The organism is Janthinobacterium glycogeni (genome assembly GCF_051380725.1).
Classification (GTDB): Bacteria; Pseudomonadota; Gammaproteobacteria; order Burkholderiales; family Burkholderiaceae_D; genus Janthinobacterium.
Window position 1 is genome coordinate 17,089 of sequence record NZ_JBNYXP010000011.1, and the last position, 22,716, is coordinate 39,804.

At 66.2% G+C, this 22,716-nt stretch carries 12 protein-coding genes; 5 read left to right on the forward strand and 7 right to left on the reverse strand.

The genetic code is table 11. The annotated features are described in order from the left end of the window. Positions 1 to 45: 45 nt before the first annotated feature. A complete protein-coding gene (locus ACQ4W4_RS22030) occupies positions 46 to 450 on the reverse strand; it encodes a MerR family transcriptional regulator (RefSeq protein WP_099761464.1) in 405 nt (134 codons plus the stop codon). Positions 451 to 1,161: 711 nt separating this feature from the next. Here ACQ4W4_RS22030 and ACQ4W4_RS22035 point away from each other — a divergent pair. Beyond that, positions 1,162 to 1,569: a hypothetical protein gene (locus ACQ4W4_RS22035; RefSeq protein ID WP_034753756.1), complete on the forward strand. Its 408-nt coding sequence runs from the start codon at positions 1,162 to 1,164 to the stop codon at positions 1,567 to 1,569. 62 nt (positions 1,570 to 1,631) lie between these two features. Here ACQ4W4_RS22035 and ACQ4W4_RS22040 read toward each other — a convergent pair whose 3' ends face one another. The 6 genes from ACQ4W4_RS22040 to ACQ4W4_RS22065 form a co-directional block, all read right to left on the reverse strand. Further along, positions 1,632 to 2,003 (reverse strand): hypothetical protein, encoded by a 372-nt coding sequence (locus ACQ4W4_RS22040; RefSeq protein ID WP_436543857.1) that lies wholly within the window; start codon positions 2,001 to 2,003, stop codon positions 1,632 to 1,634. A 156-nt stretch (positions 2,004 to 2,159) separates the two neighbouring features. Then, positions 2,160 to 2,762, reverse strand: coding sequence for a UbiX family flavin prenyltransferase (locus ACQ4W4_RS22045; protein ID WP_436543783.1), 603 nt, complete (start codon positions 2,760 to 2,762; stop codon positions 2,160 to 2,162). Further along, positions 2,755 to 3,066, reverse strand: coding sequence for a Grx4 family monothiol glutaredoxin (grxD, locus tag ACQ4W4_RS22050; RefSeq protein ID WP_034753766.1), 312 nt, complete (start codon positions 3,064 to 3,066; stop codon positions 2,755 to 2,757). The genes ACQ4W4_RS22045 and grxD overlap by 8 nt, the downstream gene beginning before the upstream one ends. Positions 3,067 to 3,171: 105 nt before the next feature. Next, complete coding sequence (locus ACQ4W4_RS22055) at positions 3,172 to 3,642, reverse strand: GNAT family N-acetyltransferase (protein WP_436543784.1); 471 nt, start codon at positions 3,640 to 3,642, stop codon at positions 3,172 to 3,174. A 4-nt stretch (positions 3,643 to 3,646) separates the two neighbouring features. Beyond that, complete coding sequence (locus tag ACQ4W4_RS22060; protein ID WP_436543785.1) at positions 3,647 to 5,995, reverse strand: Tex family protein; 2,349 nt, start codon at positions 5,993 to 5,995, stop codon at positions 3,647 to 3,649. Positions 5,996 to 6,089: 94 nt separating this feature from the next. Next, the gene (locus tag ACQ4W4_RS22065) at positions 6,090 to 6,455 is read right to left on the reverse strand and encodes a hypothetical protein (protein ID WP_436543786.1); all 366 of its coding nucleotides are present in this window, start codon (positions 6,453 to 6,455) and stop codon (positions 6,090 to 6,092) included. Positions 6,456 to 6,714: 259 nt separating this feature from the next. On the opposite strand from ACQ4W4_RS22065, the gene ACQ4W4_RS22070 reads away from it, so the two are divergent. From ACQ4W4_RS22070 to ACQ4W4_RS22085, 4 genes are all read left to right on the forward strand, one after another. Further along, a complete protein-coding gene (locus ACQ4W4_RS22070; protein WP_436543787.1) occupies positions 6,715 to 7,377 on the forward strand; it encodes a secretin and TonB N-terminal domain-containing protein in 663 nt (220 codons plus the stop codon). Between the two features lie 2 nt (positions 7,378 to 7,379). After that, positions 7,380 to 7,937 (forward strand): RNA polymerase sigma factor, encoded by a 558-nt coding sequence (locus ACQ4W4_RS22075; RefSeq protein ID WP_070221741.1) that lies wholly within the window; start codon positions 7,380 to 7,382, stop codon positions 7,935 to 7,937. Next, positions 7,930 to 8,877: a FecR family protein gene (locus tag ACQ4W4_RS22080; RefSeq protein ID WP_436543788.1), complete on the forward strand. Its 948-nt coding sequence runs from the start codon at positions 7,930 to 7,932 to the stop codon at positions 8,875 to 8,877. Before ACQ4W4_RS22075 ends, ACQ4W4_RS22080 begins: the two co-directional genes overlap by 8 nt. A 180-nt stretch (positions 8,878 to 9,057) precedes the next feature. Further along, entirely contained in the window at positions 9,058 to 22,707 is a 13,650-nt protein-coding gene (locus tag ACQ4W4_RS22085; RefSeq protein WP_436543789.1) for a filamentous hemagglutinin family protein, read from the forward strand. Positions 22,708 to 22,716: the final 9 nt, after the last annotated feature.

The window sequence follows — 22,716 nt, forward strand, 5'->3', positions numbered from 1 at the left end:
GTAAACGTCAAGTGATGTGCGCGGCAAGCGCCGCCGCATCGATGCCTAGTTGGCTTGCGCCTGATCAAGGTTCAGGTCCGCCAGCATGCGCGCGCAGGCGTCCTCATGCGCGCTGATTTCCGCCAGCGCCATTTCGATATCGATGCGCTGCTGCTCCAGGGTCTGCCGGTGCTGCGCCAGCACGCCCAGGAAGCGGTCCATCTGCGCGCGCGTATCCTTCGGCGACTCGTACATGTCGACCAGGCTCTTGATCTCCGACAGTGCCAGGCCCAGGCGCTTGCCGCGTAGGGTCAGTTTCAATCGGGTGCGGTCGCGCGGCGTGTAGACGCGGCTGCGCCCGCCCGCGCCTTCGCGTTTCGGGCTGAGCAAGCCCTGGTCTTCATAGAAACGGATGGCGCGCGCCGTGATGTCGAATTCCCGCGCCAGTTCGGTAATGGTATAGGTCGTCATGGGGGCGGGCGGTGTCGGTTGCATGGGTGGTCGGTCGTCAGATGGGGGCGGCGAGGCAGGTGGTGGCAAAGTGCCGTTTACGTCAACGTCAATACTATTGTAGCGTGCCCTGCCCGTGCTGCAACAAAGAAAAAAGAAGGCGTGAAGGGAGAATTTGGCGAATCAGACAACAATTACTGAAAATAAATTGATTCTTCTTGCACAAACGCGCTTAAGATCGAGAGTTGGTGGCCAAGATGACACCAAAAAGAGCTTTCCTGGCATAACGGCGACATTCTTTTCGCTGCGATGGCAGTAAAATTTTTGGGCGCTGATTCTTTCTGGTGGGTACGATCAAAAAACAACGTTTCATTATGAGCACGTTGTTCATGTCGTTTCCATATTGAAAACAAAATGGCCCTTCTGAAAACTTTGTCTACAAGAAATTGTATGGCATAGGCATTGCGTATCTCGGTAGAGGAGGGCATTATCCGATACCGTACGTTGTAATGCCAAACCGAGGCTTTGAATCGTGCTGCAGTGCGAAAATCAAGGCTAGCCGCGAATTTGACCCGAAGCCACGCAGAATCGCAAGAGAAAATTCGGCCCACTTTTTGACCTCAAAAGCCCGGCCGGAGTGTTAATTGTTAATTGATACTCTTTTCAAATGTAACATTTTGTATGGTCATTCAAGAAACTGACTTTCATGTTACAACATGAAATAGTACACCTATGAATTCTTCTAACGAACGCGAAAGCTTCAGCCAGCGACTTCAGTTGGCTCTCAAAAACGCCCATTACTCTCCAGACAGCCCGACCAGACTGGCCCGGGAATTCAATATCCGTTTCGACGGACGCCCGATTACTGTGCATGCAGCTAGGAAATGGTTAGTAGGTGAAGCAATTCCCACGCAAGAGAAATTGCGCATGATTGCCCAATGGTTGGGCGTTCCGGCCGAATGGTTGCGTTTTGGCGGCCCGGAAAGCGCCACGCCGAATGGCGAAGCGGGTAGCGCTTTATCGCGCTTTGAGTCCGCCGATGTCAAATTAATTGCCGATTTGCAAAGATTAGATGAACATCATCGTCAAATCGCGCGAGAATTTATTCGCATGCTGGTGAGAGTCAACTACCAAAAGTAAGCATTCAGGCCCGCCCCCGGCCGGCGCCGTCCGCCTTACGCTGACGGCGCTCCCCTGTCCTTTTATTTGCGCAGCGTCATACTGGAGACATGATTTTGCCGCACAATAAGACCTCGCATGTTGCGCTGCAGCGGAATTATTTGAGAATAATCCCGTACGCAGCGGCGCAGCGGCCAATACCAGCGCATAATCACATCAGAAGCAGCCAGTTCATCCACTACGGAGCCGAGCATTTGAGCCGTCTTATGAAAAGTAACTACAGCAATACCGCGCAGCTGAAGGACTTGATGACCGTGCCCCCCATGACTGCCGCGCAACATGCGGAAGTGATGCGCAAACGGATCGCCCACCGCAGGATGGTTGAAGAAGCCAGGGATTTGAAGCAGGCCAGCGCCATGCAGTTCGAAAAACGCTAGTGGTGGATGCTTGACCAAAGCTACTGCGCGTCGGCATAGCTAGCCTGCGATGCTCACCGTACTAGAGTACGGTTGCGCTTCTCGACTAGCTCTTCCTTCCGCTCGCTACGCTTTTGTCAGGCATCGTGACTTGGTAGGGGTTTCCCCGCTTATAAGTTGATTGCGTTGGTGATGTCAGGTTTCTGACGCTTTAAGACCATTCCACCGCGGTGCCAGGCTGTGCTCGATGCCGAGCAGGTCGATGACGCGCGCCACCGTATGGTCGACCATCTCCGCGATGCTCTGCGGGTGGTGATAGAAGCTGGGTAGTGGGGGGAAGATGATGCCGCCCATTTCGGTCACGGCGGTCATGTTGCGCAGGTGCGCCAGGTTGAACGGCGTTTCGCGCACCATCAGGATCAGGCGGCGGCGCTCCTTGAGCACCACGTCGGCGGCCCGCGTGATCAGATTATCCGACAAGCCGTGCGCGACGGCCGCCAGGGTCTTCATCGAGCACGGCGCGACGACCATGCCATCCGATTGAAACGAACCGCTGGCGATGCTCGCGCCGATGTCGCGCAGCTTGTGCACCACGTGCGCCTGCGCTTCGATGTCCTTGCGCCCTACGCCCGTTTCCTGGTGCAGGGTCAAAATAGCGGCATCGGACAGGACCAGATGCGTCTCGACGCCGGGGATGGCGCCGAGCAATTGCAGCAGCCGCAAGCCATACACGGCGCCCGTGGCGCCCGTGATGGCCACGACGACACGGCGCGGCCGCTGCGTTTGGCTATCAGGCATCGAGCAGGGACTTCAGTTCGCCCGATTCAAACATTTCATTCATGATATCGGAACCACCGATGAACTCGCCTTTGACATACAGCTGCGGAATGGTTGGCCAGTTCGAGTAATCCTTGATGCCTTGGCGAACTTCCGGGTCATCCAGCACGTTGACGGTGGCGATGTTTTCCACGCCGCACGCTTTCAGGATCTGGATGGCGCGGCCGGAAAAGCCGCACTGCGGGAACTGGGCCGTGCCCTTCATGAACAGCACGACTGGCGTGTTCGTCACGGTTTCTTTGATCCAGGTTTGTACGTCGCTCATAGCTGCCTCTGATGGGTAAATAAATAGATGCCGTCATTTTATAAGAAAACGACGGCACGGGTATGCGCTCAGGTCATAAATCGGGCAAGTCAGCCACGTTAACGCTTATAAGGACTTGCCCAGGCAGGTCGATTGTGCCGCGCCCACGTATTTGCCCCAGGCAATGACTGGTGCATAGCCGTGTTTGGCATAAAACGCCACGGCGCGGGCATTGGCCACGCGGGTGGACAGGTGCAGGGCCCGGTAGCCATGCCGGCGCGCCTGCGCCTCCACATGGGCCAGCAGGGCCGCGCCCACGCCATTGCTGCCCGGGCGCGCATACATGCGCTTGAGCTCCGCCGTGGTGCTGTCCGGCTCGCCCAGCGGCCGCAGGGCGGCGCAGCCCAGCAGTTCACCGGCGCCATCGCGGGCAATATAAAAGCCGCCGCGCGGCGTGGCCGCTTCCACGTCGAAGGAGGAGCGGCCACTGTCGCCATTGATGCGCAGCAGCGCGTCCGACAATGCGTCGAGCAGCAGCTGCGCATCCGGGCCGGCCGCGTCCGCCGCCAGGATGGTGATGTCCTGCCCGGCGGCCACGGGCTTAACCGCGCAGCTTGGCGAAGGCGGCGGCCATGCTGCCGGCCGGCTCGGGCGCGTTGCGCGACTGCGACTGGTGCTGCGCCATGCTGCGGCGGTCGTTGCGGTCGCCACGCTGCTCCGGTTTGCTGCCCGCCTGCGGTGCGCTGTCCGTCAAACGCATGGTCAGCGCGATGCGCTTGCGTTTTTCATCGACTTCCAGCACTTTGACGCGCACGACTTGCCCGGCTTTGACCACCGTGTGCGGGTCCTTGACGAAGGTGTTCGACAGAGCCGAGATATGCACGAGGCCATCCTGGTGCACGCCGATGTCGACGAAGGCGCCAAAGGCGGCCACGTTGGTGACGACGCCTTCGAGAATCATGTCCGGGCGCAGGTCGCGGATTTCTTCCACGCCTTCCTTGAAGGTGGCCGTCGTGAATTCCGGACGCGGGTCGCGGCCCGGCTTTTCCAGTTCCTTCAAAATGTCGGAAATGGTCGGCACGCCAAACGTTTCATCCGCATATTTTGCCGGGCTCAAGGTTTTCAGCAGCGCCGTTTCGCCGATGACGGCCTTGATATCCTTCTTGATATCGGCCAGGATCTTTTCCACCAGCGGGTACGATTCCGGGTGGACGGCCGAGGCGTCCAGCGGGTTCTCGCCGCCCATCACGCGCAGGAAGCCCGCCGCCTGCTCGTAGGTCTTGTCGCCCAGGCGCGGTACGGCCTTCAAGGCCGCGCGCGAGGTGAACGCGCCCTTCATGTCGCGGTAGGTGACGATGCTTTGCGCCACGCTGGCCGACAGGCCGGAGACGCGCGCCAGCAGCGGCGCCGACGCCGTGTTCACGTCCACGCCCACGGCGTTCACGCAATCTTCCACCACGGCATCGAGCGAGCGTGCCAGCTGGCTTTGGCTCACGTCGTGCTGGTACTGCCCCACGCCGATCGATTTCGGGTCGATCTTGACCAGCTCGGCCAGCGGGTCTTGCAGGCGGCGGGCGATCGACACGGCGCCGCGCAGCGACACATCCATGTCCGGCAACTCTTTCGAGGCGAATTCGGACGCCGAATACACCGACGCGCCCGCTTCCGAGACGACGATCTTCGTCATCTTCGCTTCCGGGTGCTGCTTGATCAAATCCTGCGCCAGTTTATCCGTCTCGCGCGAGGCCGTGCCGTTGCCGATGGAAATGAGCGACACATTGTGCTTGGCGGCCAGGCGGCCCAGAGTATGCAGCGAACCATCCCAGTCGTTCTTCGGCTGGTGCGGGTAGATCACGGCCGTGTCGACCACTTTGCCGGTGGCGTCGACCACGGCGACCTTGACGCCCGTGCGCAGGCCAGGATCGAGGCCCATGGTGGCGCGCTGGCCGGCCGGCGCGGCCAGCAGCAGCGCTTTCAGGTTGGTGGCAAACACGTTGATGGCGTCGAGTTCCGAGCGTTCGCGCAGCGCGCCCATCAGTTCCGTTTCCAGGTGCATGAAGCTTTTCACGCGCCAGGTCCAGCGCGCCGTGTCGGCCAGCCATTTGTCGGCCGGGCGGCCCTGTTGCTTGATGCCGAAGCGGGCGGCGATGCGGCCTTCGCACGGATTATGCGGCGCATCCCATTTCGGTTTTTCCACTTCCGTGTCCAGGCGCAGGGTGACGTCGAGGATGCCTTCGCGGCGGCCGCGCAGCAGCGCCAGCGCGCGGTGCGAGGGGACGGTGGAAATGGTTTCCGAGTAATCGAAATAATCGGCGAATTTTTCGCCTTCGTCCTGCTTGCCTTCCACCACTTTCGATTCCACGATGCCGTGTTCCTGCACGTATTCGCGCAAGGTTTGCAGCAAGGTCGCGTCTTCGGCGAAACGTTCCATCAGAATCTGGCGCGCGCCGTCGAGGGCCGCCTTGGTGTCGGCCACGCCAGGGTTGTTGCCGTCGGCACTCGTAAACGCCTCGCGCAGGAACTTGCCCGCTTCCATTTCCGGCGTCAGTTCCGGGTTTTCCAGCAAGCCGTCGGCCAGCGGCATCAGGCCCGCTTCGATGGCGATCTGCGCCTTCGTGCGGCGCTTCTGCTTGTACGGCAGATACAAATCTTCCAGGCGCGTCTTGTCTTCCGCGTGCATGACGGCGTCGAGCAGCTCGGGCGTCATCTTGTTCTGTTCCGTGATCGACGCCACGATGGCGGCGCGCCGCTCTTCCAGTTCGCGCAGGTAGCGCAAACGCTCTTCGAGCAGGCGCAACTGGATATCGTCGAGGCCACCGGTCGCTTCCTTGCGGTAACGGGCGATGAAGGGCACGGTGGCGCCTTCGTCGAGCAGTTCGATGGCGGCGGCAACCTGCACCGGTTTGGCGGCAAGTTCAAGGGCAAGACGTTGTTCGATAGTGGGCAGCATGGTTGTTTCCAGAGCGATCAAGCCTGGAATGATACGCAATCGGCGCGATTGCGCAATCTTGACAGCGCAAATGGACTGTGCGTTGACAAGCGGCCTAGCGGGCGGGCAGCAGCGGGCTGGCGGGCGCGGGAGTTGGCGGTCTCTGCGGCGTGACGGATTTGCCAAAGGCATTGCCCATGCGGTGTTCGAGGGCGGCGCGGTTGTACAGCCCCAGTTGGTTCGATGGCCGCTGCAAGATCGCTTCGGCGCCGGACAGGGCGGGCGGCGGCCGGTTCACGGTGTTGCTATTCGGCAATAATTTTTCATTCAAGCAAGACATCGACTGCGCGCGCCGGCCATTGACTTCCACTTCCACGCAGCCCTTCTGCGGCGCGGCGGCCTGCACGACGACGGTATGCTCGTCCGCCTGCGCGGGCAAGGCGGCGCAGATCAAGAGCAACAGTGATAACAGGCGTGCCATGGCGGCTCCCGGAGCGGTGAATAAGCGGCCAGCATAGCAAGGTCATGTGTCGCGGCGATGACACAGGCCGGGATGCGGGCTGGCGCCATGTCATGCAGTTGTCATTTTATGAAGCTACCATCCTGCCATTCTGCAGACAACATTGCAGTCAAGACACTTCATGAGCAGGATTTTTCGTTGATTCCCCTGGAAAATGACACTAAGCCACCGCCGCGCCGCAACGGGCAATGCCCTGTCCGCCTGCTTGCTGATGACATTGATGACATTCATGACATTCGCGCGGCCCGCTGCCAGTGCGGATGGCGCTGATGCCAGCGCGCACGCCACCCTGCGCTTCGACTTGCCCGCCCAGCCGCTCGATGCGGCCCTGGTGGCGTTTGGCGAAGTGACCGGGTATTCCGTGCTCGTCAGCAGCCAGCTGGCGGCCGGCAGAGTGGCCTCGCCCGTGCGCGGCGACTACACGCCGGCCGAAGCGCTGCAGCGTTTGCTCGTCGGCACGCAGCTGGGCGCGCGCTTCAGCGGCAGCAATGCGTTTACCTTGCTGGCGCTGGCCGACGCCCCATTGGCGCCGGCGCCCGTGTCGGCCGAGGCCGCTCCTGCCGCGCCACCGTTGCAGGGCTATGCGGTCATCCTGCAGCGCTCGCTCACGCGCGCCCTGTGCCGCTTGCATCCGGACGCCTTCGGCCGCTACCGCCTGGCCTTCCAGCTGTGGCTCGATGAACGGGGCAAGGTGCGCGACGTGCACGTGCTCGAAGCGAGCGGCGTGGAACAGCGCGACCGCGCCGTGCTGCAGCGCTTGCGCAGCCTGCTGATGGATGGCGCGCCGCCGGCGGGCTTGCCGCAGCCGCTGACGATCTTACTGACGCCGCGGCCCGACCCAGCTGCCGATTGCGCGCCCTACCTGTCGGCCGGAGCGACTTGAGCATGTCGGATTTGCTGAAAGCCACCTTGCGCAAGCTGTTCCTGGAACGCTATGGACAGTTTCGCCGCCACCTGCAGCGCCGCCTGGGCTCGGAAGACCTGGCCAACGACGCGCTGCATGAAACATATTTAAGAGTGGAAAAGATGACCGCGCCTGAAGCGATCAGCTATCCGTCCGCGTATCTGATGCGCATCGCCATCAACATTGCGGAAGATCAACGCCGCGACAATGCGCGCCTGCTCAGCCTGCCCGATATCGACGACTTGTACGAGATGGCCGACGAGCTGGCCGACCCGGCCCGCACCTTCAGCGCGCGCGCCGAACTGGAAGAACTGGAGCGGGCCTTGCAGGAGTTGCCGAAACGCCGGCGCGCCATCGTCATCGCCGCCCGCGTCGACCAGTTGCCGCACCGCGACATCGCGGAGCGCTTCGGCATTTCCGCCCGCACGGTGGAGAAGGAATTGCGCGCCGGCCTCGAACATTGCTGCGAGCGCATGGGACGCGATTTCATCCAGCGCTTCGGTCCCGGGGCGGGAAAAACGTCTAAACATCATGATTGAACAAGCGGAAGACGACATGGGTGTCATCCAGAAGGAAGCGCAGGCATGGGTCGTGCGCCTGGCCTCGGGCCAGGTCAGCGAGCGCGATGCGCAAGTGTTTCGCCACTGGTGCGCGCGCAGCCGCAGACATGCGACGGCGTTTGCCGAGGCGCGCGCCGTGTGGAGCGCCATGGCGCCGGCCGCGCGCGCCGTCAAGCGGGCGCAGGCGCCAGTGAATACGGCGCGGCGCGCCTGGCTCGGTGGCGCCGTGGCGGCCTCGCTGGGCTTGCTGGTGCTGCGCCCGCCGGCGGACCTGTGGCCGGCCGTGGCGGGCCTGGCCGCCGACTACGCCACGGGCACGGGCGAGCAGCGCGAAGTGGCGCTCGATGGCGGCGTGCTGGTGCAGATGAATACGCAGACGCGCCTCGACGCGGCGCCCGTGCAGGACGGCGCCGCGTCGCTGGTGCTGCTGGCGGGCGAGGCGGAATTCCAGGCCGGCCTGCGCGGCGCGGCGCGGGTGCGCGTGCAGGCGGGCGACGGCACGGTGTCGGCCGGCAGCGCCCGCTTCAATATCCGCCTGTTCGGCCAGGAAGTGTGCGTGACGTGCCTGGCGGGCCGCTTGCGCGTGGCGCAGGCCGGCAACGATGCGGAGCTGGCGGCCGGCCAGCAGCTGCGTTACCGGCCCGAGCATTTCGGCATCGCGCGCGCGGTGGCAAAAAGCGACGTCAGCGCATGGCGCCACCGGCTGCTGGTGTTCAAGCAAAGCACCCTGGCCGAGGTGGTGGACGAGGTGAACCGCTACCGTCCCGGCAAGCTGATCCTCAATGGCGACGCCTTGAAACACACGCGCGTGCAAGCGAGTTTTTCGCTCGACCGCCTCGATGACGTGATCGCCCTGATCCAGGATGCGTATGGTGCGCGCGTAACGCGGTTGCCGGGCGGCATCGTGCTGTTCGGCTAGCGATGCACGCCGATGGCATGCCGCCAATTATGACATTTTCATGACCTTTTGCAGTCCCGGACCTTGTTCCCTGTCAATGCTGCTGGAAGCCGCGAATCAGTGCCTGCCGCCCGCCCCGTGCGTGCCGCGCGCCGCTTCGCGATATCGGTCAGCAACGGAACATGAAAAGGGAATGTCGCCATGCAGCGAAGCAAGTCGGTCACGAAACACGCATCCTCCTCCGCCATGGCGGGCAGTCAGGCCGGACGCCCGGTGCGCCTGAAACCGCTGGCGCTGGCCATCGCCATGCTACTGCAGGCGGGCGGCGCGCAGGCGCAGCAGCCGTTCAGCGGCGCCTGGTTCGCCGGCAAGGGCGCGCAGCAGGGCACGGCCGCCAGCACGGGACGCTTGCCGAATGGCCAGCCGGTCACCTCGCTGAACAATCCTTTGCTGCAGCAGCAGAAGGCCGAAGGCAAGCTGCAGCAATCGCTGAATAACCTGTTGCAGGCCGCGCGCGGCATCGCCGCCGAGCAGGCGCTGCAGGCGGCCGCGCGCCAGGCGGCGCTGGCGGCGGGCGGCGCTCCCGATGGCCTGGTCAAGGGCGGCTTGCAGGTCGACAGCAACAGCCTGACGGCCGGCTGGCTCAATGCCCAGGGGCCGGTGCAGACCCAGGCCGACGGCAAGACCGTCGTGAAGGTCGTGCAGACGGACGACAAGGCGATACTGAACTGGGAAAGTTTTAACGTCGGCAAGAACACCACCTTGCAGTTCGACCAGAAATCGAACTGGGCCGTGTTGAACCGCGTCAATGATCCGCTGGCGCGCCCCAGCCAGATCCAGGGCCAGATCAAGGCCGACGGCACGGTGATGATCGTCAACCGCAACGGCATCGTGTTTACGGGCAGCAGCCAGGTCGACACGCGCAATCTGGCGGCGGCCGCCATGGGCATGAGCGACAGCCAGTTCAAGAGCGGCCTGTACGGCAAGGTGCAGGGCACGGGCGCCGTGCCGACCTTTGCGAATGACTTGTTGCTGGACCAGAATACCTTCAAGCATGGCAAGGCCGAGGCCGATGTCGTCGTCGCCGCCGGCGCGCGCATCGACACGCGCAAGCCGCAGACGGTGACGGAGGGCGGCGGCTATGTGCTGCTGGCCGGCCGCGGCGTCGACAATGCGGGCGCCATCACCACGCCGAATGGCCAGACCATCCTGGCCGCCGGCGACGCCATCGTCGTGCGTCCGGGCCAGGGCACGGACAAGAACCAGTATGCGAGCACGCGCGGCAATGAAGTCGGGATGCTGCGCGCGGCCGGCAGCGACGCCGGCGCCGTCGTCAACTGCGGGGTGATCCAGTCGGCCGGCGGCGACATCACGCTAAGCGGCAACACGCTGCGCCAGGACGGCGTGCTGCTGTCGAGCACCTCCGTCAACGGACGCGGCGCCATCCACCTGGCGGCGGCGGGCGAGGATGCCAAGGTCACCATGGGACGCGGCAGCGTCAGCGCCATTGTCATCGACGATAACGGCGCCACGGCGCTCGATGTGCAGCGCGACACCTTGCTGAAAGATACGGGCAAGGGAACGGACACGCCGCAGGACCGGCGCGACCAGTCGCTGGTGCGCATCGTTTCGGCCGGCAATGTGGAGTTCGAAGGCGATTCGCTGACCCTGGCCACGGGCGGCCAGGTGCTGGTCGACGCGGCCCGCCGCAGCCATGTGGCGCGCGACGCCGTCATCGACGTCTCCGGCGCCGTCGGCGTGAAGGTCGACATGAGCAGCAACAATGTGCTGATCAACGTGCAGGGCAACGAGCAGCGCGACGCGCCCGGCAGCCGCGACGCCAAATACCTCAACAACAGCGATGTGTGGGTCGACCGCCGCGACCTGGTGCTGGTGCCGGCCGGCACGAATGGCTACGCCACGGACCGCTGGTACACGGCCGGCGGCTTGCTGGAAGTGAGCGGCTACCTGAACACCAGCGGCCACGGCATCGGTGAATGGGCGGCCCAGGGCGGCACCGTCGGCTTTGGCGGCGGCGAAGTGGTGACGCAGGCCGGTTCGCGCATCAATATCGCCGGCGGCTCGCTCGACGTGCAGACGGGCATGGTCAAGCAGACGTGGCTGAAGGGCGCTGATGGCGCGATGTATAAACTGAGCACGGCGCCCGGCGACAACCTGTACACGGGCTTGTACCGCGGCCATGAAAGCACGCATGCGCGCTGGGGCGCGAACACGACGGAAACCTTTGCGAATGCCTTGATCGGTCCGCGCGAACGCCTGGAAAACGGCTATACGGTGGGCCGCGATGCGGGCCGCCTGATCGTTTCCACGGGCGCGGCCGTGCTGGAAGGCGATATCGATACGTCCGTGTTCCAGGGCGAGCGCCAGCAGCGCAAGCGCGACGACGGCATCGATAGCTACAAGCAGGCGCAGACATCGGCGGCGCGCGCCGGTCAGCTGATCGTGGGTAAAATGACACCCGTCTTCGATACCAAGACGGGTCAGCTGCGCGACAGCCCGCAAGCCGTGCTGGACAAGGTGCAAATCGGCAAGGTGGCCGGTATCGCCGATGGCCAGCTGCTGGACGCTGCCTTGCCGGCCGCGCGCAGCCAGGCCTTGCAGCTCGATGCCGACTGGCTCAACGGGCTGGAATTGGGCGCGCTGAATATCTACGCCTACGACAAGCTCGACGTCAATGCCGACGTGCGCGTGGCCGATGGCGGCGACATCGCCCTGCACGCCACCGACGTGGCGCTGAAAGCGAACGTGAGCGCGCGCGGCGGCAGCATCGCCGCCGGCGACATCATCTCGCGCTACCTGGCGAATGCGGGGGCGGTATGGGCCGATGGCAAGCTGGTGCCGGACAACCGTCCCACGGGAACGGCCGGCGTGCGCGTGGCGCCCGGCGTGCGCCTCGATGCGCGCGGCCTGTGGAGCAACCTGGAACTCGAGCCGGGCGCGGTCGCCGGCTTGCCGTATATCAATGGGGGCAAGGTCAGCCTGAAAAGCTCGGGCGGCATCGACCTGACGCGCGGCAGCGTCATCGACGTCTCGTCCGGCGCGGCCCTGATGGGCAATGGCAGCCTGCAAGGCGGGCGCGGCGGCGACATCACCCTGGCGGTCGATCTGCCGACGGAGAAGGCCCCGACCGGCGCCATGCTCAAGCTCGACGGCGAATTGCGCGGCCATGGCGTGAAAGGCGGCGGACGCCTGGTGATCGACAGCGGCGCGGCCGTCAGCATCGGCGGCACGCTGCAGGGTGGCGACGTGCTGCCAGGCGGCAGCAGCGCCCCCGTGAGCCTGCGCCTGGCCGATGAATTGCTGATCGCCAAGGGCGAGACGATCCCCCTGGCTTTCACCTTGACCACCAGCGTGATCAAGCCGGGCCAGGCCTTGAGCAAACCCGTGGTGGTGGATGTGTCGGTGCAAAAACCGCTGGTCCTGGGGGCCGACCTGCTGTTGCCGCCTGGCGCGCACGTCGTCATCAACAACGCGACGTATGTCAGGGAGGGCTCCACCGTTCCAGCCGGCAGCGTGCTGACGGTCATCAATGGCCTGAATGCCGGCTTCGTGGTGTCGGCGGCGGCCTTTCCGCAGGGCTTGCCTATCGTACCGGTGACGACGCGGTACGCGGCGGGCAGCATCGCCACCGAAGAATTGCGCGCGCCGCCTGGTCTGGTGCTGCCGGCCGGCATCGTGCTGGGGCGCGACGCGGCCGTCAAGCCGCTGCTGGCGCTGGACGCGAGCCTGTTCCAGAGCGGTTTTGCCGACTACGCCATCACGGGCCGCGATGGCGTCGCGGTGGTCAAGGATGCGCATATCGATGTCAGGATGCCGGTGCTGCGCTTCAATCCCGCCACGGGCCATACGGTGGCGGGCGGCACCGATCCTGGCGCCGCGCTGGAACTGTGGACGCCGGAGCTGTACCAGGAAGACGCGCGCAAGGCCCGCCTGACGCAGCGCGCCGGCGCCAACCTGTCGCTGACGGCCGGCAGCCCGCACGTGAAAGGCGTCCTGGCGGTGGCCCAGGGCGCCGTCATCCAGGTCGATCCGGGCCGCCAGATCAGCCTGACGGGCAATGACCAGATCACCGTCGATGGCCGCCTCGACGCCTGGGGCGGCAAGATCGCCGTCCTGCCAGGCACGTTTGGCACGGGCAATGATGTGGACCTGCCGAACGGCAAGGGGCAAGCGACGTCGATCTGGATCGGCGACAAGGCCGTGCTGGACGTGGCGGGGCGCGCCACGGTCGCCACCGACATGCGCGGCGGTCGCTATGGCCGTGCGGACCAGGGCGGCAGCATCGAAATCGGCGCCCGCTACAAGGCTGACGCCGCCAGCGTCGACGCGGCCGATGCCTTCGTCGTCGTGCGTCCTGGCGCCCTGCTCGACGCCAGCGGCGCGCAAGCCGCACTGGACTTGCCGAACCAGGGCGCCGTCAACGTGGCGGGCAACGGCGGTTTGATTTCGCTCAGTTCGTACAACGGCATCTTTGCCGACGGCACCCTGCGCGCCGCGGCCGGAGGCGCCGGTGCGGCCGGCGGCACCCTGGCGCTGGCGCTGGACACGCCCAATTATGGCAAGGTCGACCGCTACAACTTGCAAGGCGGCAACGTGGACAACGCGGTGCGCGTGCCGCGCGAAATGCTGCTGGCGCAGGTGCAGGGCGAGAGCGCCTTGCCCGTCGACTTGCGCGCCGGCCAGCAGGATGCGGCGCTGTGCTATGGCAGCGCGCGCCTGGGGGCCGACCGCGTGCAGGCCGGCGGCTTTGACAACCTGGCCCTGCATGTGAATGGCATGCTCAGTTTTGACGGCGACGTCAACCTGTCGCTGGGCCAGAGCCTGCGCCTGAGCGCCACCTCGCTGGGGCTGGCGCAGCAGCCTTTGCCCGATGGCCAGGACAAGGCGAGCAGCCTTGCCAGCCAGGTGCGCCTGGCGGCGCCGTACGTGCGCCTGGGCACGGCCGTGCGTGCGCAGAAGGATGACTACATCGTGCCCAATGCCGTGAAAGGCTCGAAAAACCTGGGCAGGGGACGCGGCATGCTGGGCGTGCCGCTGGTGGCCGAGGATTCCCTGCTGCAGATCGATGCGGGCATGCTCGATATCGCGGGCGAGGTCAACATGGGCACGCGCGGCACCATCGCGCAGAGCAGCGGCGCCGACCTGGTGGTCGAACGCGATGCCTTCGAGCAGCTGACCCTCAACAGCCGCGGCGACATGCGCCTGTCGAACAGCGCCGCCCTGTACCAGCCGGGCAATGCCACCCTGGTGGCTGCGCAGATCTACCCGGCCACGGGTGACAGCGGCATGGTCACGGTGGGCCAGAGAAGCGCCATCGACGAATACGGGAATATCCGCGTCACGCTCGATCCGCTGCGCACGCTCGATATCGGGCGCAGCGCCGGCAGCGCCACGCCGAACCAGCCGTTCTCCGTGTTTGGCAGCCTGAGCCTGGTTGCCCCCACCATCAACCAGCACGGCGTGCTGCGCGCGCCGCTGGGCCAGATCAACCTGGGCGCCGAAGGCTATGAAGCCAATACGGGCCATGTCAACCTGTTGCCGGGCAGCCTGACGTCCGTCAGTGCGAAAGGCTTGACGATGCCGTACGGCGGCACGCTCGATGGCTTGAGCTACCTGTATGACGGCAACGACGTCGTGTTCAAGGGCGTGGGCAACGGTCCCGAGATCGCCTTGACGGGCGCCGCCGTCGACGTGCAGGCCGGCGCCGTGCTCGACCTGTCTGGCGGCGGCACCTTGACGGGCGCGGCCTTCCTGGCCGGACGCGGCGGCTCCACCGACGCGCGCCTCAACCCGCTGGTGCAGATGAAGCCGAACGGCGGCTTCACCCTGCCCGGCCTGAACACCAATCCCGTGTACGCCATCATTCCCGGCGTCCAGCCGGACGTGGCGCCCTTGACGGCCGAGCAGGGCGCGGGCAAGCCCGCCGTGGGACGCCAGATCACCATCGGCGCGGGCGTGCCCGGCCTGGCGGCCGGCACCTACACCCTGCTGCCATCGAATTACGCCCTGCTGCCCGGTGCTTTCCGCGTGGAATTGAATGGCCTGGCCGGCGCTGTCGAGACAGGCGGCACGATCGCCATGCGCAATGGCTCGTTTGCCACGGCGGCGCAGACGGGCGTGGCGGGCACGGCGTTCCGCGACGTGGTGGCGCAGCAAGCCATCCTGACGCCGGCCGACGTGCTGCGCAGCTATTCGCAATACAATGAAACGGGCTATGCCGCCTTCGCCATGGCGCAGGCCACGCGCGACGGCGTGCCGCGCGCCATGCTAGAACGCGACGCCAAGGGCGTGCGGCTGCAACTGATCGCTCCGTCCCTGCACAGCGTCGAGAATAACCATACGCCATTGATGATGGATGGCAGCGCCCTGTACACGCCGGCCGAGGGCGGCTTCGGCGGCTCCCTTCTGCTGGGCACGGGAAACCATGTCTCGACCCGCTACGAAGTGCTGGCCGACGGCACGGCGCCGCTGGCCGATTTCAATGGCGTCTCCGTGCATGCCTCGCAGATCAATGCCTTCGGCGCCCAGCGCGTGGGCATCGGCGGCTTGCCGCGCGTGACCTACAGCGAATTTGGCACGGGCAGCAATCAGCGCGCCAATATCGCCGCCATCAAGGAATCGGCGGGCGGCATCGTGCTGCGCGACGGCGCCGTGCTGAAGGCGGCCGAAGTGTTCCTGGTGACGGCGAGAAAAGACGACGGCATCATCCTCGAGCAGGGTTCCGGCATCAATACGCTGGGCCGCGGCAAGGCGGCCTGGGACTCGCGCGACGGCTATGCGTACCTGCCCATGGGCAGCGTGCTGGCCGTCTCGAACGGCTGGCTGGACATGCTGCCGGCCGCAGCGCCGTCGTCCGAATCGTATGGCCCGGGCATCATCGATATCGGCGCCTGCACGAAGGCGGGCGGCGCCTGCAGCGGCAGCACCGCGCTGTATTCCGAGGGCACCATCGCCGCCGTGACGGAGCGCGCGTTTACCCTGCGCGACAACGTGCACTACGGCACGCGCAACCTGGTGCTGGCGATGGGGGCGATCAATGTCGGCAGCGAGGCGTCCCTGGCGGACGCCAGCGCCCGCGGCGCCCTGCCGGACGGCCTGGCGCTGAACCAGGGCGTGCTCGACCGCCTGCTGCGCGGCGACACCAGCACGGGTGCACCGGCGCTGGAAAACCTGGGTTTGACGGCGCGCAATTCCTTCAACTTCTATGATTCGTCGCAGCTGTCGACCATCGATGCGGCCACCGGCAAGTCGTCACTGTCGCGCCTGGTGCTCAATACGCCGGCCATCTACGGCTATGGCGGCACGGACGCGCTGGCGCGCATCCACACGGACACCCTCGTGTGGCAGGGCGCGACGAATGCGCCTGGCGCCGTGGTGGCCAATGGCCCCGGCACGGGCAGCGGTCGCCTGCAGGTCGATGCCAAGCGCATCGAATTCGGCTTCACGCCGGACAGCCGTCCCGACACCATCCACAAGCTGGATCGCCTGGTGCTGGGCTTCGGCCAGGTGGCGCTCAACGCCAGCGAACAGCTGACGGCCAACAACAAGGGCAGCCTGTCCGTCTACCAGTCGCAAAGCGCGTGGGATACGGCCACCAATGGCTACCGCTACAGCGGCGGCGATTTGCTGATCAATACGCCGCTGCTGACGGGCGCGGCCGGCTCCGTCAACCGCATCACGGCGGGCGGCGACCTGAAGGTGAGCGCACCGGCAGGCGCGGCCGCCGCCCCGCCGACGAATGCGGCGCTGGCCGGCGCCCTGGGCGCTGAAGTGGCGCTGAGCGGCAACAATGTCAGCGTGGATACGTCGGTGGTCTTGCCAAGCGGAAAATTGACCCTGTCGGCCGAGCGCGATGTGCTGCTGGGCGACAAGGCCAAGCTGGACCTGGCGGGCCGCAAGATCGATTTCTACGACACGAGCAAGTACAGCTGGGGCGGCGACGTGATCCTCGACAGCCGCGAAGGCGATGTGCGCCAGGCGGCCGCTTCCGTGATCGACGTCTCGGCCGTGAACAACCGCGCCGGCAAGCTGAGCGCGACAGCCACCGGTGACGCTGCCGGCAGCGTCGATTTGCGCGGCACCTTGCTGGGCGGCGCCAGCGGCAGCTATGACGCGGGCGGCACCCAGGTAGGCTATGCGGCAGGCGGCGCGGACATCCGCGCCCAGCGGATCGGCGACTTCGCCGGCCTGAACCAGCGCCTGAACACGGGCAAGGTGTACGGCAGCCGCAGCTTCCAGCTCAAGCAGGGCAATTTGACCATCGGCGACGAGCTCAAGGCGCGCGAAGTGAGCGTCTCCGTCGATGGCGGCAGCCTGACGGTGAACGGCCGCATCGACGCCAGCGGCGAACAGGTGGGCAGCATCCGCCTGGCCGGCCGCGACGGCGTGACCCTCCAATCGGGCGCCGTGCTCGATGCGCACGGCACGGTGCTGCGCACGGACAGCTATGGCCAGGCGATCGAGGCGCCGAACCGCGCCGTGATCGAACTGGCGTCGCCTGGCGGCCGCCTGACCCTGGAAAACGGCGCGCGCTTCGACCTGCGCAGCGGCGAGGCAGGCAAAGGCGGCGGCAACTATGGCAGCATCGACCTGAATGCGCGCCGCCTCGGCGGCGCCACGGGCGACGATATCGACATCGACGCGGCCGGCGCGCTGAACATCGCCGGCGCGCGTACGATCAACGTCAACGCCTTCTGGCAATACAAGGATGCCCCGGCCGGCGCCGGCAAGGATGCGGACGGCCGCAGCTACCAGAGCATCAATCAGGCTTACCTGGACGAGAAGCACGGGGACAGCCAGGCCTTCATGGTCAATGCGCTGGCGAACGGCAACTTGATGAACAACAAATTGCGCGGCTTGCGCGGCGATGCCAACGCCTTCCACCTGCGCCCCGGCGTCGAGATCGTCAGCGCCACGCCGGGCGGCGACCTGCATGTCGATGGCGACATCGACCTGTCCGGCCACCGCTACGACGGCGTCAATCCGCTGGCGCGCCTGAGCGGCGTGTACGGCTCGGGCGAGGCCGGTGCGCTGGTGCTGCGCGCCGGTGGCAAGCTCAGCGTCTTTGGCAGCATCACCGATGGTTTCGATACCAGCAAGCTGCCCGTCACGGTCGATGACAAGGGCTGGCAGCTGGTGAAGGGCCGGCTGCCGTGGGGCGGCGAGGTCGTCGTGCCGCAAGCGGGCCTGGTGACCCTGGCCGAGGACACGTATTTCAAATCGGGCACGAGCGTCAATTTCGCCGTGCCGATGAAAGCCATGGAGTTGCGCAGCGGCACCTTGCTGGCGGCGCGCGCCACCTTGACTGCGGAGTTGAACTTACCTGCAGGCAGCGTGCTGGGCGGCGCCGTGCGCAATGCCGACGGCAGCGTGCTGTACGCGGCCGGCACCGTCTTGCCCAAGGCGCTGACCTTATCGAGCGGCATGCAGCTCGATGCCGGCCTGCGCCTGCCTGGCGCGGCCAAGGTGGCGGCCATGGTGTGGCCGGCGAATGTGGCCTTGCCCTTCCCGGAAGGCCAACCGCGCGACACGGGCGATAGCGTCAATTCCATCAATGGCGTGGTGCTGGCCTCCGCGCTGGCGCTGGACAAGGGCAGCGTGCTGCCAGCCGGCACGCTGGTCAAGCTGCCTGGCGACGCGACCATGGTGGCGCTGCGCAGCGAGGATGGCAGCGGCAGCCAGGGCCGCAACCTGGCGCTGGCGCCCATGCTGGCCCAGGGTTCGCAAGCGTGGTCGCTGCGCCTGGTGGGCGGCGCCGATACGGCCGCGGCCGACACGCGCGCGCTGCGGCCGCATGCGAAGGACGCGCATCTGATGCTGGCCGATACGCATTACGGCATGGGCACGGTGAAATCCGTCGTGCCGGGCACGGGTCTGCCAAACAAATATATCTTCAGCGAGGCGGCGATTGCCGAAGGATGGCCGGAAGGCGAGGTTGACATCAGCTGGTTTGGCGACGAGGCAAACATGCTGGAAAGCTATGGCTACCTGGTGATCAAGGTGGCCGACGGCACGCCGCCCGACTACGTGACGACTGTGGTGCCGGCGCGCCAGCCCCTGTTCAGCGTGCTGCGCACGGGCACGGGCGACCTCGACTTGCTGGCCGCGGGCGACTTCGACATGCGTTCGCTGTATGGCGTCTACACGGCGGGCACGCAGTCGGCCTCGCCGCTGGTCGATGGCAAGGATCTGTTCAACTTGCCGCGCGGCCTGAACGCCAAGGGCCAGTTACTCGGTGCGCTGGGCAAGGACTTTACAGCGTTTGTCGATGGCGGCAGCCAGAGCCTGTACCGCGCCTGGTATCCCGAGCACGGCGGCAATCTGCTGCTGCGCACCCAGGGCGACGTCAAGGGCGATACCCTGGGCACCTCCACGCAACGCCGCGAGGATGCCATCGGCTTCCTCAACGCGCAGCAGGACACCAGCGATATCGGCAGCTGGCTGTGGCGCCAGGGCAGCGGCAGCACGGGCGCGGGCGTGCCGACGGCGTGGTGGATCAATTTCGGCACCTACGTCGCGCGCCCCGAAGGTCCCGACCTGTTTGCCGGTTTGCCGGTGCTGTCGGGCTTTACGGGCATCGGCACCCTGGGCGGCGGCAATGTGCTGCTGCAGGCGGGCGGCGACGCCGGCATGCTGACCTCGCGCGCCGATCCGGCCGGCGAATTCGCGCCGCGCAGCCAGGGCCTGAACGTGGCCGTGGGCAGCACGGGCAGGGTGACGCCGGACGGCAAGTTGCTGCTGACGGGCGGAGGCGACCTCGACATCCGCATCGGCGGCGGCCTCAATCCGGTCGCCGCGGTGCGCAGTTTCGACCGCAACGGCGACTTCGCGAATGCCGATACGCGCTTCGAGCGCCAGTATCCCACGCTCAACAGCACTTTCACCAACCTGCGTGGCGCGCTGCGCATGGAGGCGGGCGCCGTAGGCGGCGTCGAACTGCGTTTCGACCGCGCCGATCCGACGGAATCGCGGCCGTACGAAACCTATACGGCGGGCACGGCGATTGCCAGCGGCGGACCTGTCCTGGTGCCGGGCGACAGCGGCGTGCGCATCGATGCGCGCGGCGACCTGGTGCTGGGCGGCACGGCCGATGCGGGCCGCGTGAAGCAGCTGGGCAACGGTTCGCCGTTCAACTACCAGGGCGTGGCGCGCACCGGCGAAGGCTGGAGCTGGTTCTCGCTGTGGACGCCGGCCACCGCCATCGACCTGTTCAGCGCGGGCGGCAACTTGACGCCCACCTCGTCCTGGATCAATGCGACGATCGGCGACAACCACGCGCCGACGGATGCACGCTTCGTCATGCCGTCCGTGCTGCGCGCCGTGGCCGCCAGCGGCAGCTTGTACTACGGCAATGCCAGCCTGGGCAGGCTGGGTGGTGATGGCGGCAAGGTGGACATGCCGCAAAACGGCGTGATCCTGGCGCCGTCGCCGGTGGCGCCGCAATTTGTCAAGACGGGCACGGGCCAGCTGGAAATGCTGGCCGCCGATTCCATCCATGCGGCCGGCTATCCGATCACCCCATCGGGCGCCGACCCGCGCCTGCTGCCGAACCCGTTCAATCCGGGCTTCATCGGCGCCCTGGATCAAGTCTGGTACGGCCTGCTACCGCTGCACAACGTCAGCGCGAATGCGCTGGCGCCCGGTGCGCTGAAATGGTTCGGCTCGACCCCGAACGGTGCCAGCGATGCCGGGCAACAACTGTATCCGCTGTTCAGCATGACGCCGCCGACGGTGTCCGACTATGTGCCGGCAGGCCAGCTGCCCGCGCATTTCTATGCCAACAGCGGCGACATCGTCGGTCTGCGCACGGGCGGCATCGTGTACCGGGGCAACCTGAAGGGCGTCAGCGGCGCGTTGGGCCTGTGGTACGAAGGCGGCGGCGCCGTGGCCGTGCGCGCCGGACGCGATATCGTCAACTCGGGCACGCCGCTCGGCAGTGTCGAGAGCGTGCCGGACGGCGCGGCGGGATGGACCAGCCAGGCCTTTGTCGGCCGGCCCGATTTTCCGGACAAGCCGGTCGTCTCGGGCGGCTCTTCCGCGCGCGGCAACCTGTTCGTGCACCGCCATGCCGATGACGTTTCCGTCGTCAGCGCCGGGCGTGATATCCGCTACAGCACCTTCTATGTGGCGGGACCCGGCCAGCTCAATGTGAGCGCCGGACGCGACCTGTACATGGCCGACAAGGGCGAGCTGCGCAGCCTCGGTTCCATCGTGAATGTCGGCGCTGCCGAACGGGGCAATGGCGCCGGCATCAGCGTGGCCGCCGGCGTGGGCCGCAACGGTCCCGACTATGCGGCCTTCGCGGCGCGCTACCTGGACCCGGCCAAGCTGGCCGACCCGGGCCGTCCGCTGGCCGACCAGGCCGGCAGCGCCGTGTATGTCTACGGCGGCAAGCTGACCCTGGCCGACTGGCTGCGCGGCCAGTTCGGCTACAAAGGCGACGAGGCGGGCGCTGCCGCCTTCCTCGGCACGAAACAGGTGGAACTGGAAAAGGCCGGCCAGCAAACGGGCGGCGTGCGGCGCGACCTGGCGCGCGAATACGCGCAGGTCAGCCAGTTGCACCTGGTGAACTGGCTGACAACGCGCTTTGGTGGCGACAGCGGCCTGGGCATCCGTTACGACCCGGCCACCGATGCGCGCAGCTTCTTTGCCGCCTTGCCGAAGGAACAGCAGCAGGTGTACCTGAGCAATGTCTACTTTGCCGAACTGAAGGCGGCCGGGCGCGAATACAACGATCCGGACGGCATGCGCCGCGGCAGCTACCTGCGCGGCCGCGAAGCCATCGCCACCCTGTTCCCGGCGCAGGACAAGGCGGGCAAGAAGATCGAGTACAAGGGCGACCTGACGATGTTCAGCAGCGCGCTGTACACGGTCAACGACTACGACGGCATCTATACCAAGCGGCCGGTCGCGGGCGTGCGCTACCTGAGTCCGCAGGAATGGGCCGAGGCGGGGCGTCCGACCGTCAACGTGCCGCACGTGATCGTCAACGATGCCGGCATCCACACGGATTTCGGCGGCGACATCGGCATCACGGTGCCGGGCGGGCGCGCGCTGATCGGCGTCGACGGCGGCTATGCGCCGGGCGAAGGTTCGGGCGTGCTAACGCAGGGACAGGGCGACATCCAGATGTATGCGAAAGACAGCATCCTGCTGGGCCAGAGCCGCATCTTCACCACCTTCGGCGGCAACATCCTGGCCTGGTCGGCCACGGGCGACATCAACGCGGGCCGCGGCACCAAGTCCACCGTCGTCTACACGCCGCAGCGCCGCGCGTACGACAGCATCGGCCTGGTCAGCCTGTCGCCGAGCACGCCAAGCACGGGCGCCGGCATCGCCACCCTGAATCCGATCCCCGAGGTGCCGCCCGGCGACATCGACCTGATCGCCCCGCTGGGCAGCATCGACGCGGGCGAGGCGGGCATTCGCGTGTCGGGCAACGTCAACCTGGCGGCCTTGCAGGTGGTCAACGCGGAAAACATCCAGGTACAGGGCAAGGCCACGGGCGTGCCAACCATCGCCTCGGTCAACGTGGGCGCGCTCAGCAACGCCAGCGCGGCCGCCTCGCAAGCCGTCACGGCGGCGCAGGACGTGCTGCAGCGCGAACGGGCCGCCACCCGCCAGGCGCAGCCATCGCTGTTCACGGTGAAGGTGCTGGGCTTTGGCAACGAGCAGGCGGACGAGGACGGTGTCGGCAAGCACAAGGGGGGCGAGCCGCAGGCGTCCAGCTACCAGCCGGCCGGCGTGGTGCAGGTGCTGGGGGCGGGGCCCTTGACGGCGCCGCAGCTGCAGGCGCTCACGCCGAACGAGCGGCGCGGTTTACAGCCTTGAGCGGAGTTT